This window comes from Clostridium sp. AM58-1XD (assembly GCF_003464085.1).
In the GTDB taxonomy this organism is placed as follows: Bacteria; Bacillota; Clostridia; order Lachnospirales; family Lachnospiraceae; genus Lachnoclostridium_A.
Map to the genome: position 1 here is coordinate 109,946 of NZ_QSDR01000011.1, position 17,513 is coordinate 127,458.

General features: G+C 45.9%; 16 protein-coding genes, 1 pseudogene and 1 other annotated feature. Of the genes and pseudogenes, 16 read left to right on the plus strand and 1 reads right to left on the minus strand.

What is annotated here, in order from left to right; genetic code table 11:
• Positions 1-154: 154 nt before the first annotated feature.
• Positions 155-290, plus strand: a sequence feature (ribosomal protein L10 leader region).
• Between the two features lie 32 nt (positions 291-322).
• The 11 genes and pseudogenes from rplJ to DXA13_RS08800 all read left to right on the plus strand — a co-directional run bounded on the left by rplJ (position 323) and on the right by DXA13_RS08800 (position 12,574).
• A complete protein-coding gene (gene rplJ / locus DXA13_RS08750; RefSeq protein WP_118243502.1) occupies positions 323-811 on the plus strand; it encodes a 50S ribosomal protein L10 in 489 nt (162 codons plus the stop codon).
• 120 nt (positions 812-931) lie between these two features.
• Entirely contained in the window at positions 932-1,306 is a 375-nt protein-coding gene (gene rplL, locus DXA13_RS08755; RefSeq protein ID WP_118243504.1) for a 50S ribosomal protein L7/L12, read from the plus strand.
• Between the two features lie 370 nt (positions 1,307-1,676).
• Positions 1,677-2,873, plus strand: a complete 1,197-nt coding sequence (locus tag DXA13_RS08760) for a dicarboxylate/amino acid:cation symporter (protein WP_118243507.1) — start codon at positions 1,677-1,679, stop codon at positions 2,871-2,873.
• Between the two features lie 63 nt (positions 2,874-2,936).
• Entirely contained in the window at positions 2,937-3,596 is a 660-nt protein-coding gene (sdaAB, locus tag DXA13_RS08765) for an L-serine ammonia-lyase, iron-sulfur-dependent subunit beta (protein WP_118243509.1), read from the plus strand.
• A gap of 8 nt (positions 3,597-3,604) precedes the next feature.
• Positions 3,605-4,492 carry an L-serine ammonia-lyase, iron-sulfur-dependent, subunit alpha gene (gene sdaAA / locus DXA13_RS08770; protein WP_118243511.1) on the plus strand — a complete coding sequence of 296 codons (888 nt, stop codon included), beginning with the start codon at positions 3,605-3,607 and terminating at the stop codon, positions 4,490-4,492.
• 279 nt (positions 4,493-4,771) lie between these two features.
• Complete coding sequence (locus DXA13_RS08775; protein WP_118243513.1) at positions 4,772-4,966, plus strand: hypothetical protein; 195 nt, start codon at positions 4,772-4,774, stop codon at positions 4,964-4,966.
• A gap of 357 nt (positions 4,967-5,323) precedes the next feature.
• Positions 5,324-5,947 (plus strand): TetR/AcrR family transcriptional regulator, encoded by a 624-nt coding sequence (locus DXA13_RS08780; protein ID WP_118243515.1) that lies wholly within the window; start codon positions 5,324-5,326, stop codon positions 5,945-5,947.
• A 21-nt stretch (positions 5,948-5,968) separates the two neighbouring features.
• Positions 5,969-7,093, plus strand: a complete 1,125-nt coding sequence (locus DXA13_RS08785) for an efflux RND transporter periplasmic adaptor subunit (protein WP_118243517.1) — start codon at positions 5,969-5,971, stop codon at positions 7,091-7,093.
• A gap of 25 nt (positions 7,094-7,118) precedes the next feature.
• Positions 7,119-10,159 (plus strand): annotated as a pseudogene (locus tag DXA13_RS08790) (efflux RND transporter permease subunit).
• A gap of 23 nt (positions 10,160-10,182) precedes the next feature.
• Positions 10,183-11,367 (plus strand): TolC family protein, encoded by a 1,185-nt coding sequence (locus DXA13_RS08795; RefSeq protein WP_118243519.1) that lies wholly within the window; start codon positions 10,183-10,185, stop codon positions 11,365-11,367.
• A gap of 10 nt (positions 11,368-11,377) precedes the next feature.
• Complete coding sequence (locus tag DXA13_RS08800; protein ID WP_147348010.1) at positions 11,378-12,574, plus strand: TolC family protein; 1,197 nt, start codon at positions 11,378-11,380, stop codon at positions 12,572-12,574.
• A gap of 247 nt (positions 12,575-12,821) precedes the next feature.
• Here DXA13_RS08800 and DXA13_RS08805 read toward each other — a convergent pair whose 3' ends face one another.
• Positions 12,822-13,373, minus strand: a complete 552-nt coding sequence (locus DXA13_RS08805; RefSeq protein ID WP_243009031.1) for a GntR family transcriptional regulator — start codon at positions 13,371-13,373, stop codon at positions 12,822-12,824.
• A 296-nt stretch (positions 13,374-13,669) separates the two neighbouring features.
• Here DXA13_RS08805 and DXA13_RS08810 point away from each other — a divergent pair, with 296 nt between their 5' ends.
• The 5 genes from DXA13_RS08810 to DXA13_RS08830 form a co-directional block, all read left to right on the plus strand.
• On the plus strand, positions 13,670-14,518 hold the full coding sequence (locus DXA13_RS08810) for a transketolase (protein WP_347559782.1): 849 nt from the start codon (positions 13,670-13,672) through the stop codon (positions 14,516-14,518).
• Positions 14,519-14,520: 2 nt separating this feature from the next.
• Complete coding sequence (locus DXA13_RS08815; protein ID WP_347559783.1) at positions 14,521-15,492, plus strand: transketolase family protein; 972 nt, start codon at positions 14,521-14,523, stop codon at positions 15,490-15,492.
• A 1-nt stretch (position 15,493) separates the two neighbouring features.
• Positions 15,494-16,537 (plus strand): zinc-binding dehydrogenase, encoded by a 1,044-nt coding sequence (locus tag DXA13_RS08820; RefSeq protein WP_118243525.1) that lies wholly within the window; start codon positions 15,494-15,496, stop codon positions 16,535-16,537.
• Positions 16,538-16,570: 33 nt separating this feature from the next.
• The gene (locus DXA13_RS08825; protein WP_118243527.1) at positions 16,571-16,798 is read left to right on the plus strand and encodes a hypothetical protein; all 228 of its coding nucleotides are present in this window, start codon (positions 16,571-16,573) and stop codon (positions 16,796-16,798) included.
• 12 nt (positions 16,799-16,810) lie between these two features.
• The coding region (locus DXA13_RS08830) for a hypothetical protein (RefSeq protein WP_347559784.1) at positions 16,811-17,513 on the plus strand (703 nt) is incomplete at its 3' end.

A 17,513-nucleotide genomic window follows, 5' to 3' on the forward strand; every position in this document is an offset into this window, starting at 1 on the left:
TTTAAATATTAAAATGTTTGATTCCTGGAAATTAAAAAGCTCTTCTCTATGAACAGCGTGCGCCGCATGATCGGGCAGGCATTCCCGCAGTTTTTATGAGAGGAACGAGCGTAATAAAAATTTACAGTTGACATGCAGTAAAAAAGATGATATACTACGTCAGTATTGACTGCCGAAGACAGTAGGTGCCGCAAGGCTTAAGGTGTTAACGCCTACCGAGGAACATACAACTCATAATGAGAATTGTAGACCTCTCTGTCTTTTTGCAGAGAGGTTTTTTTCGCAGGTGATACTTCATACTAAGATAGGAGGTAAACCATTCATGGCAAAAGTTGAATTAAAACAACCAGTTGTAGCTGAAATCTCTGAACTTTTGAACGGTGCACAGTCTGCAGTAGTTGTTGACTATCGTGGACTTACTGTAGAACAGGATACTGCTCTTCGTAAGAAGTTAAGAGAAGCCGGAGTTACTTACAAAGTATACAAGAATACAATGATCCGGTTCGCAGCAAAGGGAACAGAATTCGAAGCTTTAGAGCCAAATCTGGAAGGACCTACAGCATTAGCTGTATCCAAGGATGACGCAACAGCTCCGGCAAGAATTCTGGCTGAATTCGCAAAGACAGCTGATGCTCTGGAATTAAAGGCAGGCGTTGTAGAGGGAACTTACTACGACCAGGCCGGAATCCAGGTAATCGCTACAATCCCATCCAGAGAAGTTCTTCTTGGAAAACTGCTTGGAAGCATCCAGTCTCCAATTACAAACTTCGCCCGCGTTATCAATCAGATCGCAGAAGCAAAGGAAGCTTAATTCCTTTCGAGGGACAGGGAAACGTATTATATTTATCTGCGGCCGCTTAAGGACCGCATAACAGAACAATTCATATTGTTTCAGATTAAGAAATCGAATATATCACAGGAGGAATAAAAAATGGCAAAGTTAACAACCGCTGAGTTTATCGAAGCTATCAAGGAATTATCTGTATTAGAATTAAATGATTTAGTAAAAGCATGTGAAGAAGAATTTGGTGTATCTGCAGCAGCAGGCGTTGTTGTAGCAGCAGCAGGCGCTGGCGCAGCAGCAGCAGAAGAGAAGACAGAATTCGATGTTGAATTAACAGAAGTAGGCGCTAACAAGGTTAAGGTTATCAAGGTTGTTCGTGAAGTAACTGGCTTAGGCTTAAAGGAAGCTAAGGAAGTAGTTGATGGAGCACCAAAGGTAGTTAAGGCTGGCGCTTCTAAAGAAGAAGCTGAAGACATCAAGACAAAACTTGAAGCAGAAGGTGCAAAAGTTACTCTTAAATAATTCGGCTGTTTTACAGATTTATCAACCGCTGCGGTTATCCGCAGCGGTTTTTTACTTTCCGGGTAAGAACTTATTTTTGTAAAGTGTTAAAGTACTTGATTCATTCTGCAATTGGATTTGATAAGAATGTGCCGCCTTTCAGGGAAAATTATATCGTTCACATTTTGTTCACAATATTTTGAGGGATTGCGTTCATAAATTGTTTACAATATTTGGAAAATTTTGAATTTACTGTTAAATGTGCACAACGATAATTGATTATTGAGGAAACGTGTTGTAGAATTGGACATACACAAAGACGGCGGCCGAAAAAATGGAATGCGGCTATTGCTGGGATATAGGTTTATACTATGCAGGAGGGATAATAAGTATGGAAAAGAAGAAAATTAAAATTGGCCTTGTGCCGCGCCTGATTATAGGCATTATCTTAGGTGTGATTGTAGGATCATTCTGTCCGGAATGGTTTTGTCGCCTGATCGTTACCTTATCATCGATTTTCAGTTCCTATTTGAAATTTGTAATTCCGCTGATGATTCTTTCATTTGTAACGATGGGAATTGCCGACCTTACACAGGGGGCCGGAAAACTTCTGGGGATTACAGCGCTGATTGCCTATGGTTCAACACTGATCGGAGGTTCCATGGGATATGGAGTTGCGGTCAGCCTGTTCCCGGGATTTATGAATCCGGCAGATCTGCAGAAGATTGCAGACACAGCAGACAAGTCCCTAGCTGCGTATTTCAGCATTTCGATTACCCCAATTATGGATACGATCTCAGCAGTTGTCCTGGCATTTATTCTGGGGCTCTGCCTGTCCGTTACAGGCGCAAAATCAAAGAATTCCGTAATTTATAACGGCATGAATGAATTTTCGGGATTTATCGGCAAGGTGCTGAACATGACGATTATTCCATTGCTTCCTCTGTATATCTGCGGTACATTTACCGATATGACATATTCGGGAAAAACATTTGTCATCCTGGGCATCCTCTGGAAGGTCTTCCTCGTAGTGATTATCCTCCACTGGATCTATATGATTTTACAATTTACAGTAGCAGGTTCCGTTACAAAGAAGAACCCGTTCAGCCTTCTCAGAAAACAGCTGCCTGGATATACGACGGCGCTTGGCACACAGTCCTCGGCTGCTACGATTCCGGTCAACCTGATCTGTGCGGAAAATGAAGGTGTTTCTCAGGAAATTCGAAATTTTGTCGTGCCTCTCTGTGCGAATATACATATGTGTGGTTCCATGATTACGATCACCTGCTGTTCCGTAGCCGTACTACTGATGAACGGACTTCCTGTATCATTTACAACCGTGTTCCCATTCATGTGTACGCTGGGAATCGCAATGGTGGCATCACCAGGTGCGCCGGGCGGTTCCATTATGACGGCTCTTCCGTTCCTGCCTATGGTAGGTCTTGGAACAGAAGCTCTGCAGGCGCTCATGATCGCCCTGTATATCACGCAGGACAGCTTCGGTACAGCCTGCAACGTATCGGGAGACAATGCGATCGGCCTTATTGTAGATAAAATTAATGACCGTTTTATCAAAAAAGCGGTATAATAGATAAGAGCAACACGACAACAAAAAATTGCTTTCATAACATTTGCCTGAAGGGGGATTTGAATGAATGTTTTTGATATTATAGGACCGGTGATGATAGGCCCGTCATCTTCACACACAGCCGGAGCCGTCAGACTCGGCAGAGTGGCTTGGAAGATTCTTGGAGAAGAACCTGTAAAGGCAGAGATCGAGCTTTCCGGCTCGTTTGCACAAACGTATAAGGGGCATGGAACGGACAAGGCCCTTATTGCGGGAATCATGGGTATGCATTCTTATGACGAGAATATCAAATGCTCTCTCGAGATTGCTAAAAAACAGGGACTCGTATATGGATTTAAAAAGGCCAATATTCCGGATTCTCATCCGAATACAGCCAGGATTACATTGTACGGAAAGGACGGCGCAACAGCCGTTGTAGAGGGAGCGTCCATCGGAGGAGGGAATATCCTCGTGGCTAAGGTCAATGGAATGGATGTGACATTTACCGGCCAGTATAATACAATTCTGGTCCGTCACTATGACAGGCCGGGTACAATAGCGGCCGTTACAAACTTTATGGCATACTCCGATGTAAATATAGGGAATTTCCGCCTGTCCAGGCCGAAAAAGGGCGGCGAAGCCATCATGACGATCGAAATCGACGGAAATCCTCCTGAGAATCTTATGGAACAGCTGAAGCTGCTTCCCCATGTAATCGGTGTTATTTTGCTAAGGGCTATGTAAGGAGGATTATGTTGGACTACAATTCAATAAAAGAGCTGGTCGATGCGGCTGAATGCGCCCACGATAATATTGGCGCAATGGTGATGAGCGATCAGGCGAATCAGATGGAGATTCCGGAATACGAAGTTTATAAACGCATGTCTGAAAGCCTTCAGGTTATGGAGGAGTCTGTAAAGAGCGGAATTGATAAGGATTTAAAATCCACGTCCGGACTGACGGGGGGCGACGCATTTCAGATGATGCAATATGCGCAGACTGGCGGTATTACCGGGGAATTTATGACGAGAGCCATGGCAAGAGCGCTTGCAGTTTCTGAGTATAACGCTGCTATGGGAAGGATCGTTGCAGCCCCTACGGCAGGATCGTGCGGAATCATGCCGGGCTGCCTTGTCAGTATGATTGAGGACAAAAAGGCGGACCGCAAAAAAGTGGTCAGTGCCATGTTTACGGCGGCTGGATTTGGTATGGTCATCGCAAAAAGAGCGAGTATTGCAGGCGCACAGGGAGGCTGCCAGGCAGAATGCGGTTCTGCGGCAGGAATGACGGCGGCCGCTCTGGTGGAAATTATGGGGGGCACGCCTTCTCAGGCAGCGGATGCCTGTGCGATCGCCCTGAAAAACCAGCTTGGTCTTGTTTGCGACCCCGTTGCCGGTCTTGTGGAAATTCCATGTATCAAGCGTAACGTAGCGGGAATTATGATTGCCTTTTCAGCGGCGGACATGGCGCTTGCAGGTATTAAATCCAATATACCGGTGGATGAGGTGATCGATGCCATGAAGGAAGTAGGAGATGCCATGCCGTGCTCCCTGAGGGAAACGGCTCAGGGCGGACTTGCGAATACGCCTACTGCAAAAAAACTGACAGAACAGCTTTTTGGAAAAAAGGCAAATAAATAAAATTAAGATTTTAATCCAAGGGAATTATGGAGAACCGGATACGATGGGAAAATGCCTGTCTGTCCGGTTTTTCTGTTACATAAGAAAGTTCTCCAAACTATCCTGTGTAACAAAAAACCTTCCGGGCAGGGTCGCCCTGCGGCGGTAAGGAATGGTGTCGCTGAAGTGATTCAATCCCATTTATAATTTCTTGACAGGGCGGACGGTAATTTACGATGGAATCTTTACGTTCTCTGATGATAGAATATAGACAGAAGGATGAGAAGGAGAGTGAGTGGTATGCGGAAACGATTGTTGACGGCAGGATCGGGAATCGCTGAATCCAGCGAAGGGATAGCCAGTGGGCATCCGATCATTTCCATGTTTTTTATACAGATTTTAACGTCATTGGCAATGCTCCTGGCGGTAGCAGGAACTGCTCTGGGCGTAGGCACCATCATATATATGATAGAAAATGTATTAGGAATCCTCTGATTAAAAGGAATAGGGCTGCTGTGCTGACTGATTGTCGGCCGGCAGTTTTTTATTACATAGGAAAGCGATTGATGATATAAAGCCCTCCAAGCAGGAGGACAGAGGATGGCCCAGTGACCTGCCTGCCTTAAAAAGAAGGCTTAAGGGATATGCCGTTTTCTGTCAAGGGAAAAAGATGACAGATAGTGACAAATTGTCACCAAAAAAATAAGGAAGAACTAAGGTAAATTTCAGCAAAGTGACAAATTGTCATTTTTAACACAAAAAAAACAGAAGTTTACTTGAAAAGGATTTTTAACTATAGTATAATCGCAAACATGACAGTGTGTCAGCATATACGGAAGGTGAGGGGAAGAGATGCCAACACAACGATTTTTTAACTTGAAGGAGGAAAAGCGTGACATTATAAAACAGGCAGCAATGGAAGAATGTTCCAGAGTACCGTACATAGAAATTTCGATTAATAAGATTATAAAGACGGCGGACATATCCAGAGGAAGTTTTTACACGTACTTCGAAGATAAAGATGACATGATAAAATATCTTCTGAATGATTTCAGAATTGCATGTATGAACCATATTTACATGGAAATTGAGAAAGCAGACGGAGACATTATTAAAGCGACAGAGAATATGACATTCGATCTCATGGATCACGGGCAGGATTATCCAAATGCAAATGTATACAGAAATCTTTTGCTGAATGTAGGTTCAATGACAAATATGAAGAGTTTTGGATTCGGCACGTTCCTGTATGACAGCGTAGAATATCAAGAATTTGTCGATCACTGCTATAAGCTGAATAATCTCGAGAAATGTCCTTTCAGGGATAAACACCAGCTGGCATGCGTATTGGAGCTTCTCATTTCCGATGCGCTCAAGCATGTGGCCATGTATCATATGATGCCTCTTACAGAGAGGGAAAATGTAAAGGAAATTGTGCATGAACAGCTGGAAATTATCCGGCGGGGACTGCAGTAGATAAGGAAAAGGAGAGCAGTTATGAAAAAGGGAGTAAAAATTATGATCGGCCTCGTTGTTGTAGGCCTGGCAGCCGGAGGGCTATATGCGAAGTTTGGCATTAAAAAAACAGTGGAGGAAGAGGATGTAAGACCCGCAGTTACGGCGCAGCAGCCGCAGATGGGAGATATCACCCTCTATACGAACGTGATCGGGACGATTGAACCTTCCGAGACAGTTTCGGTTGCACCAAAGATGAGCGGAGAAGTGCTGGAAGTGCTTTTTGAAGCGGGCCAGTACGTAGAGGCAGGCCAGCCTCTCTGCCGGATCGACTCCGATGCACTTACGGCTCTGAGAATTCAGGTGGACAGCGCGCAGGTTGCCATGAACGACGCAAATAATTCCCTTCAGAGAATGCAGGCGCTGTTTGCAGGAGGAACGATTTCTCAGCAGGCTTTCGAGCAGGCGCAGAGCGCAGCGACTGGCGCAAGACTTCAGTATGAAGCGGCGAAGAACCAGTATGATCTTCAGGTAAAATATACGACTGTTACAGCCCCAATCAGCGGCGTGATCGAATCGAGAGGAATTGATCCCCATGACATGATATCACCGGCTACTGCCGTATGCGTAATTTCAGCAAAGGACCAGATCATGGTAAAATTCAGTGTTCCGGAACGTGTTATGAAAAACCTTCAGACGGGCATGCCTGTTTCCCTGGATAAATACGGAACGGAATACGATGGAAGCATTACTGAAATCGCGTCTATCGTAGATTCCGGCAGCGGCCTGTATCAGGTAAAAGCCAGCATAGCAAATGGCGAATCACTGACTACAGGTTCCAGAGTTAAAGTCAATGTTATGAAGGATAAGGTGGAAAACGTCCTTAAAATTCCGCTGGGAGCCGTTTCTTATGATGAAGGAAACCCGTTTGTATATACATATAAAGATGGAAAAGCCAATCGTATCGACATTGACAGCGGTATTTATGATACGGAAGAGATGGAAGTGAAAAGCGGTCTGAGTACAGATGACCAGGTAATTGTTACCTGGAGCAACGAGCTTACGGACGGCGTGGAGGTTCTTTTTGTGGATGAAAGCCAGGAAGCAGAGACAGAGGCGGCTGCAGGAGAAGAATCGGAAGCTGCAGGCGAGAGCGCAGCAGAATAGTGGAAGCAGAAGGTGAGGAACTGATATGATTAACTTTACAAAATTTGCGTTAAAACGCCCGGTCACCGTACTGCTCGCCCTTGTCACACTGATTTTCTTCGGCATGCAGTCCGTGCTCGGTTCCAAAGTAGAGCTTACACCGGAAATGGAAATGCCCATGATGCTTGTAGCGACTGTTTACGCAGGCGCCAGCCCGGAAGATGCCAATGAACTGATCGGTAAAAAGGTTGAGGACGCCGTTGCATCGCTGAGCGGTATTAAAGAAGTTGATACATTTGCTATGGAAAACGTATCCATCGCACTGATCCAGTATAACTATGGAACGGATATGGATACGGCATATCTCGATTTGAAAAAGGCGGTAGACGGCATAAAGAGCGATCTTCCGGAAGCTGCAGAAGAATCAAATATTCTGGAAATGGATATGAACGCACAGCCGGTTGTTATGATGGCAATCAGCGGTGGTACGGAAGGTAACCTATATAACTATGTAGACAATGAGATTGTTCCGGAGTTGGAGAAGCTTTCCAGCGTTGGCGAGATTTCCCTGGCAGGCGGCCGTGAAAGCTATGTTAGAATAGAATTGCTTCCGGAGCAGCTGAACCAGTACCATCTGGACATGACGACGGTAGCGAAGCTGGTAGGAGCCGCAGATTTTGCAATTCCTGCAGGTAAGACAAAAGTAGGTAAGGAATCACTGAGCGTCAGCGTAGGTAACGATTATGACGATATAGAAAGCCTGAAATCGATTCCGATTCCTCTTGCAGACGGAAATACCATTCATCTTTCTGATATAGCCAATGTGTATGAAGCACTGGAGGATGCCAACAGTATCGGCCGCTACAACGGCCAGGATGTCGTTTCTTTGAGCGTTAAGAAACAGCAGAGTGCCAGTGCCGTAGAAGTATCAAAACAGGTTAACAAGGAAATCGAGGTTCTTCAGAAGAAGAATCCGGCCCTTCAGGTGGAGATGATTTACGATTCCAGTGATATGATTCTGGATTCCATTAAGAACGTACTGCAGACACTCGTTATGGCTATTATACTTTCGATGATCGTACTGTTCCTGTTCTTCGGTGACATTAAAGCATCATTGATCGTAGGCAGTTCCATTCCTGTTTCTGTGGTAGTATCCCTGATTCTTATGAACGCCATGGGATTTTCCCTGAACGTTATTTCTCTGGGCGCCCTGGTACTGGGCGTTGGTATGATGGTTGACAACTCAATCGTTATGCTGGAAAGCTGCTTCCGAGGAAAAGAAGGAAGGAATTATTACGACGCCGCAATCAGCGGAGCCAAAATGGTTATCAATTCCCTGATCGGTTCGACGGCGACCACCTGTGTCGTTTTCCTGCCGCTGGCACTTCTGCAGGGACTTTCGGGACAGCTGTTTAAGCCCCTTGGATTTACGATTGTATTCTGTATGACGGCTTCCCTGTTTTCAGCTATCATTATTGTGCCGCTCATGTATCTGTTCATGCACCCGCAGGAACGTACGGAGACGCCGGTCAATCAGATGGTATCCGCCCTGCAGGACGCATACAGAAAAGCTGTAGTTAAGATTCTTCCAAAGAAGAAGACTGTTCTTTTTACGGCGTTCATCCTTCTCGTGTTCTCATTCCTCATGGCGGCTAAACTGGGAATGGAACTTATGCCCCAGGTGGATGAAGGTATTGTCAATATGACGATTACTACGAAACCGGGCCTGACGATTGAAGCGAATAATGATATATTAGGAAAACTGGAAGATATGGTCATGTCTGATGAGGACGTGGATCATTACCTCCTTACATACGGCGCCAGCGGCCTTAGCATTTCTGCCGGCGACTCTTCTACGCTTACCGCCTATCTGAAAGATGACAGAAAGCTTTCCACGGCGGAAGTAATGAAAAAATGGAGAAAAGAAACTCAGAAGATGACGGACTGTACGGTTACACTGGAGAACGGAAGCAGTTCCGGTTCCAGCAGCATGCAGTCAGACAATATTGAAATTGATATCTCCAGCGTTGACTATGAGGCGGCCAAGGCGGTTGCAAAAGATATGGTAGCCCAGCTGAAACAGCGGCCGGATGTAACAAAGGTGCATTCTTCTGTAGAAAACGCGGCTCCTGTTGTCAAGGTAAAGATTGATCCCATCAAGGCGCAGGCAGAAGGCCTGACACCGGCCAGCGTGGGAAGCGTAATTTATTCCACTCTCAGCGGAGTGGAAGCGATGAAGCTGAATTCTACAGGCGAAGATATCACGGTAAAAGTGGAGTTCGCCCCTGACGAATATGATACGATTGATAAGATGGAAGGGCTTCTGCTTTCAACTCCGATGGGAAGCCAGGTTCCTCTGTCCGATATCGCCGAAGTATCTTACGCTGACAGCCCGCTGACGATTACGCGAATGGATAAACAGTATAAAGTATCCATAACATGTGAAGCAGTGGAGGGGTATGAGAAAACTGCAGAGACGGAAGTAAAGAAGTTTGCCGCTGAATATCAATTCCCTCTGGCGTATCAAATACGGCCAACTCAATGGATGAACAGATGATGGATGAGATGACGGCTCTTCTGGGAGCAATCGGTACGGCTGTATTCCTGATTTTCGTAGTTATGGCAATGCAGTTTGAATCTCCGAAATTTTCACTCATGGTTATGTTTACGATCCCGTTCAGTTTGATCGGTGCGTTCGGCCTTCTGTTTATAGCCAGATGTAAGATCAATATGGTATCCATGCTTGGATTCCTGATGATGATCGGTACGGTAGTTAACAACGGTATTCTGTATGTGGATACGGTAAATCAGCTGCGAGGGGAACTGGGACTTCAGAAAGCCCTTGTAGAAGGCGGCGCCATCCGTATGCGTCCGATCATGATGACGACGCTCACAACAGTCCTTTCCATGATTCCGCTTGCTGTGGGATATGGTAAGTCAGGTGCAACGCTGCAGGGTCTGGCCCTCGTTAACGTCGGCGGTCTGATCGCATCTACCGTACTGGCCCTCATCCTTCTGCCAACATTGTATGGCATGGTAGACAAGACAGGTAAAAAGCATTTTGACGTAGAGAACTTTGAAGATTAATGGAAAGAAAATGAGAGGTGGATATGGTGAAACGAAGTAGAAACAGGCTGATATCCCTGGGAATTGCTGCCGCGATGGCAGCAGTTCCATCCATGCAGGTGTTCGCCAGCCCGGAATTTGCCCATACGGCGGAAGAATGGGCAAGGCTTCGGGACGATGTAATGGAATATGGGGAACTGGCGGATTTAATTCACGAATACAACACCACGGTTTATAAGAATCAGGTAGCATATGATGATGCACGCGACCAGGATTTTAATGATGCAAAGGATGCGCTGGCGAGCCAGGCCAATGACCTGTTTTCTCAGTCGGATTCCATGTATCCGGAAGATACATATGCGATGGCTCCTGGCGGCATCTATGCGAATATGATTTACGGTTCAGCCATGATGGAATATTATGCGAAGGCAGCACTTCAGACATCGGAATCCAGCCTCGTGGATAATACGATGCTCCGGATCCGGTACGATCAGCAGGAGGCCGGCCTCGTCATGCAGGCTCAGATCCTGATGAATTCCTATGAACAGCTGGAGAAGAACATGGCGCTTCTGGAAGATACAAAGGGGCTTTTGGAAGCAGTTTACCAGTCTACGCTGATACAGAGGGATCATGGCCTTGTAACACAGGCAGATGTCCTGAAGGCCCAGGAGAATATCAGCAACCTGGATGCCAATATCCAGACTGCAGAAAAGAGCAGGGATCAGGTAAAACGGAACCTCTGTCTGCTGACGGGATGGAGCGTAAATGCGAATCCTGATATCCGCCCGATTCCGGAAGTGGATATGACGAGAATTGACCGTATGAACCCGGCGGCGGATACAGCGACAGCCCTGGCAAATAATTATGATTTGCGCTACTATACGAAGCAGTTGGAAAACGTAGGGGAAGAAAGTGCGAGAAAAACAGCACAGGCTAACATCGACAATACGAAAGAGACGGTAACAAGCCAGGTAAAGACCTTATACGAAACGGTTCTGAATAAGCGGACTTCCTATGAAACTGCTCAGATGGCTCTTACCCTGGAAGAAGTAAATAAGAGGGATATGGATCAGAAATATCAGGTTGGTTCGGCCAGTCCTCTGGAATACCGTCAGGCACAGAACACGTATCTTCAGAAAGCAGTGGCAGTGGATACGGCAAAGCTGGATTTATTCCAGGCGATTGAAAATTATGAGTGGGCACTGAAAGGTCTTGTATCAGGAAGCTAGGATGATGATTATGAAAAAAAGAAATGAAACATTTTCATATTGGAAAAAGAAAATCCTGTCCGGCGCGGCAGCAGGAACGATCGCACTTTGCATGGCGTGTTCCGTTTCAATGACAGTACTGGCAGAGCCTGTAAGCGAACAGATTTCCGGTGATACCATAGAATACGGCCAGATCAAGGAATGGATCAGACAGTATAATCCGTTGATTAAAAACGCCAATGAATCGTATTACATCCTTGCAGAGGAATCTATGAAGGTTGCAGATCAGCTGAGGGATGAGGCGAATGATTTGTATGATGAGGCCAAGGATCTGGAAAAGGTCGGAACGCCGGAAGCGAAAGAGGCTGCAAAGTATCTGAGGCAGAATGTAAAGGAACTGCGCAAATACGCGAAAAAGCAGCAGGATTCATCTGAGAATATGGATGAAAGCTTTACTTCAGGAAGAAAGCAGCTGAACCATACGGAAGATACGATGACATACAATGTACAGATGCTGGTGAACACATACTGGCAGCTGCAGTCTCAGCGTAAGGTGGTGCAGAAAAGTGTGGAGGCAGCACAGGCTGCCGTAGATGCTTCGCATGCGATGGCGGCGCAGGGTATGGTGGTAGAGAGCGGATTGCTGGCCTCTGCAAACGGACTCGGAAGCGCACAGGCTTCTCTGACAGCGCTGGACGCCGGAATCGAAAAGGTAAGGCGTAACATCTATACACTGACAGGGCAGGGATATGCCAGCGGAGTCGGGATCGGAGAGGTACCTTCTTCGGATATGGACCGCCTTACAGGAATTGATCTGGATAAGGACTGCACTTCGGCGATTGGAAATAATTATGAATTGATTACAAAGCGTCATACAGAGTTGGATGTTAAGACGAATAAGAAGGATAAAAGCCGTCTGCGCGATATCGAAGAGTCGGAAGCAAAGATGGAGATTACAATCCGCGGCCTGTATCAGGATATGACAGGAAAGAAGGCTTCATACGATGCGGCAAAAGCATCATATGAGAGTGCGCTGATTACGTGGAACGGCGCTCAGATACAGAATCAGCAGGGAATGCTGAGCCGCGCACAATATCTGCAGCAGGAAGCAGAATTCCTGTCGGCAGAATCGGCATTAAAGGTAGCTGATTTGGAGCTGTTCCAGGCTATGGAAACGTATGACTGGGCCGTGAACGGCCTTGTCGTCACTGATGACGGTTCTCAGTAAAAGGATTTTACAGCGTCAATAAGAAAAAGAGCATTGCATAAAAGAAAAAGTATCGTCCCAATACCGGAATTTATTGAACAACAGTGGAATAACCACTGGATCTGGTATGCCGGACGATACTTTTTTCATGCAATGCTCTTTTTATTTTGCGGAATCCGTTTAAATAACGGAAAGGAGTCCTGGATATGATAGAATTCTGCTAAATGAATGGTAATCAGACGTACAGCCTCTTTTTCATCACGGTTAATCATTGCTTCAACGATCGCGTGATGTCCGACGCTGGCGGATACCACATCGATGTATTATAGGAAAGCATGACTTCCATCTGCCTGAGAAGGTGGGTCTGATACTTTTCCAGAACAGGGTTTTTTGACAGAATTCCAAGAGTGAGATGAAACAGATAGTCGTTTCGAATCCGCTCCAGGCGATTCCCGGAGTCTTTCGCCTCCGTACACTTATCAGCAATACTTTTTAAATGATAAAACTCCTCGTTGCTTCCTCTGAAAATAGCCAGACGCACGGCCATGGTATCGATTGCAATGCGCATAATGCCAAGGTTGATAATATCGGATTCGTCAAAAGAAGCAACCTCTACAAATCGGTTCGGATAGATGTTTACAAGCCCTTCCCCCTCAAGCTTTCTCAGCGCATCCCGTACGGGGGTGCGGCTAATACCAAGATCTTTGGCGATGGCCGTCTCAGGCACTTTGTCACCAGGCCGCAGTTCCAGATTCAATATCATATTAAGAATATGTTCATATACCGGTTCCGTAAGAGAAACCGCATGTTCTGTTTTCATAGGATCGCCTCACTTCTGTATTTATACGATGTCACTTTGCCAGCAATGACAGAATATACAATCTTTATTTATTATACCTGAAAAGTAATGTTTTTTCAATAAAAAATAAAACAAAGATAAACTTTATAAAGTTTGAGAAAAATATAAACAAAAAAACGGCTGATTTGTTAGTTAAAATGTCAATTGAAATTTATAAAAAATGTTTTCAATTGAAATTTATAAAAAATGTTTTATTATATAATTATAAACAAACTTTATAAAGTTTGAATTTAAAAATACAATTTAGAGGGGTAATTATGGAGAGAGGAAAGGTAAAGGAGCTGAAGTTGTTTTCCAAACAGATTCAGATGAAGACGATGGAAACGATCGGTTCTCTGGGCGTTGGCCACGTCGGAGGATCCCTGTCGATTTCAGATTTGCTGGCAGTTCTGTATGGAAAAGAAATGAAATATGACAGTAAGAAGCCGGGCTGGGAAGAACGGGACTGGCTGGTAGTATCAAAAGGGCATGCAGGACCGGCTGTGTATTCCACACTCGCATTAAAAGGATTTTTCCCGGAAAGCGAGCTGCTTACGCTGAACAGACCGGGCACCCATCTGCCGAGCCACTGTGACAGAAACCTGACAATCGGCATTGATATGACGACAGGTTCTTTGGGACAGGGTGCTTCTACCGCGGCAGGAGCTGCGTGTGCGTTTCAAATGGACGGAAAAACTAATACGGTATATCTGATCCTGGGGGATGGAGAAAGTCAGGAAGGGCAGGTATGGGAGATGGCTTTATTTGCGGCACAGAGAAAGCTTTCAAACCTGATTGCCTTTATAGACTATAATAAAATTCAGCTGGACGGTTATACGGATGATATCTGCTCGTTAGGGAATTTGAATGATAAATTCACAGCCTTTGGCTGGTATGCGCAGTCCGTAGACGGACACGATGTGGAAGCGATTGATGAAGCCATACTCAACGCAAAAAATCAGCAGGATCAGCCGTCTGCCATTATCCTGAATACGGAAAAAGGCCATGGGTGGAGCGAAATTGCAGGTAAGCTGAACGGACATTGTCCGACGGTTTCTCAGGAGCAGCTGATGGCGGCTTTGGAGGAAATGCAGGCGGAGTATGACAGAATCAGGGAGGAGGAATGAATATGAAGGCAAAAGCAGTAAGTGAATTAAGACCTGAAACAATCGAAATGAGAAAAGCCTTTTGTGACACCCTGATGGAAATGGCTGAAAAAAACCGAGACATTGTTGTACTGGACGGCGACCTCATGGGAGCAATGGGGACGAAACCATTTGCGCAGATGTACCCGGAGCAGACGCTGGATTGCGGGATACAGGAAGCGAATATGGTCGGGGTTGCGGCAGGGCTTTCGGCAGCCGGAAAAATACCGTTTGTCCATTCCTTTGGTCCGTTTATCACCAGGCGGGCATGCGACCAGATTTTTATGTCGGGCGCGTATGCAAAGCTGAATGTAAAGCTGGTTGGTTCTGATCCCGGAATAACGGCTCAGATCAATGGCGGAACCCATATGCCTTTTGAAGATATGGGGATCATGAGAGGGATCCCACAGATGACAATCATCGAACCGACAGATGTTACTATGCTTAAAAGCGTATTGAAGCAGATGGCGGATAGTTATGGAATGTACTACATGCGTCTCGTAAGAAAATCGTGTATTAAGGTATACGAAGACGGCTCGGAATTCGAGATTGGAAAGTCTGTTATGCTAAGGGAAGGCAGCGATGTGACGATCATAGCCAGCGGTTACTGTACCGCCGAAGCTTTGAAGGCGGCTGATCTGCTGGAAAAAAAGGGGATATCTGCAGCGGTTGTCAATATGTTTACATGGAAGCCCATTGATGAAGAGGCGATAAAGAGCGCGGCCGATCGGACGGGGGCAGTTGTAACGGCTGAAAACCATAACGTAATCAATGGACTTGGTTCTGCCGTATCGGAAGTTCTGGTAAAAAATACTCCTGTTCCGATGGAGATGATCGGCGTTCAGGATCAGTTCGGTGAGGTGGGAAATCTGGATTATCTTGCGGAAAGATTTGAATTAAAGGCGGAACATATTGCAGAAGCCGCCGTAAAAGTGATAAAAAGAAAGGAGAAGTAAGATGAAGGCGGTTGTGAAGATAAAAGAAGGCGCCGGAAACGTGCAGGTTATGGATGTGGCAAAGCCGGTAACAAACAGGGATGAAGTGCTCATTCAGGTAAAGGGGGCGGGGATTTGCGGTACGGATTTACATATATTAAATGACAACAGCTACCCGATTCATCCCCCGGTTACTCTCGGACATGAGCTTTCCGGAGTGATTACGGAGATAGGAGAAGATGTCCGGGGATGGAACATTGGAGACAGAGTTGTGAGCGAAACGTATTACTATACCTGCGGGCACTGCTTTTTCTGCAAAACAGGAAAAAAGAATCTGTGTGAGGACAGGCTTTCCATAGGAAGCGGTGTAAACGGTGCGATGGCTGAGTTTGTAAAGGTGCCGGCGGCGAATCTCCACAGCATTCCTGAAGGACTTTCCTTTGAAGAAGCATGCATGACGGAACCTCTGGTTTGCTGTGTTCAGGCCGTATTCGATCACGCCGTCCTACAGCCGGAAGACTATGTGGTCCTGACGGGACCGGGGACGATCGGACTCTTTACGCTCCAGGCTATTAAACTGTTTGGCTGTAAGGTTATCGTATTGGGGACAAGAAAGGATGAGGACAGGCTGAAGCTGGCTCTGGAACTGGGAGCTGATAAGGTCATGCATGTGGAGGAACCGGATATCGTAGATCAGGTGAAAGCATATTGCAACGGAAGGGGGGCGGATGCCGTCTTTGAATGTTCCGGAGCAGGATCTGCAATTACTCTTTGTATGGACCTTATGAGAAAAGGCGCCCATTATACGCAGGTAGGTATCCCTTCAAAATCTACGGCAATCGATATGGGAAAAGTCGTTTTGAGGGAATATGTAATCGAGGGAACGTATGCGACCAAGCCTGTCTGGTGGGATAAGACGATTAAACTTCTGGAGGAGGGAAAAATTCGCCTGAAACCTCTGTTGAGCAGCGCCTGCGGCCTGGATGACTGGGAAAAGGGATTTAAGAAAGCGGCAGCAGGCGAAGGTTTTAAGCATATCCTCTGCCCGTCGGCACAGGAAGGGTAATTAAAAACAATTTGTATTGGAGGTAGCAAAATTATGAACAAGGCGGTTAAATACATATTTATTCTTTTTAACGTGATCCTGCTGTCGTGCAATTATATTTTTATTGCGTTCTTTCCCCATTTCCTGTTATTCAAATGGCTCCCGTTCCAGCTTGCATTCTTTCTGTTTTCCATGCTTCTGGCGGCAGTCGTGTGGGGAGTTTACTACAATATGTTTTTCAGCACGCAGGGACATGTGGACGAAATGTACAAGGACAGATAGGGGGAGAGTATTATGAAAGCAGAAGTGTGGATTATTATTGGTATTATTGCATATGCCATTTTTATGGTATGTCACGGATTCATGAATTTTAAACAGACATCGAAATCAGCGGAAAGCTTTTTTAACGCAGACAGAGGTGTAAGCTCCTTCGTACTCGTGTGTACGACGGCCATATCCGTATACAGCGGTTTGTCTTATTATGGTTATCCTTCTGCATCTTATATCGGCGGAATCGGATACGTAGCGGCAGCAGGATGCGCGGTCAGCGGCCTTCTCTTCTGCCTTGTCGGTTACCGGCTTTGGATACTTGGTAAGGAATATGGTTTCCAAACGCCTGCCGATTATCTGCGAACACGGTATTATTCAGAAGGATTTGGACTGTTTGTAGCCATTCTCCTCGTTATTTTTATCGTTCCTTATGTAGCCGTTCAGCTGATGACAATCGGAAGCGGAATCGTGGTGACGACGAAAGGAATGTTTCCTTATCTGCCGGCAGTTCTTTTGGGAACCGTCTGTGTCTCCCTGCACATTATCGGCGGAGGAATGAAATCCGTGGCGTGGCTGGATACCTTTCATGCCATGCTTGGTCTTGTAGCCGTATACGTCGTAGTGATTTACCTGATACATCATTTCTTCCCAAACGGAGGCCTGGTAGAGGCAGCCGCCATCGTACAGAGTAATCCTGAGACTGCCAAGGCACTGCCAAGGCACTACA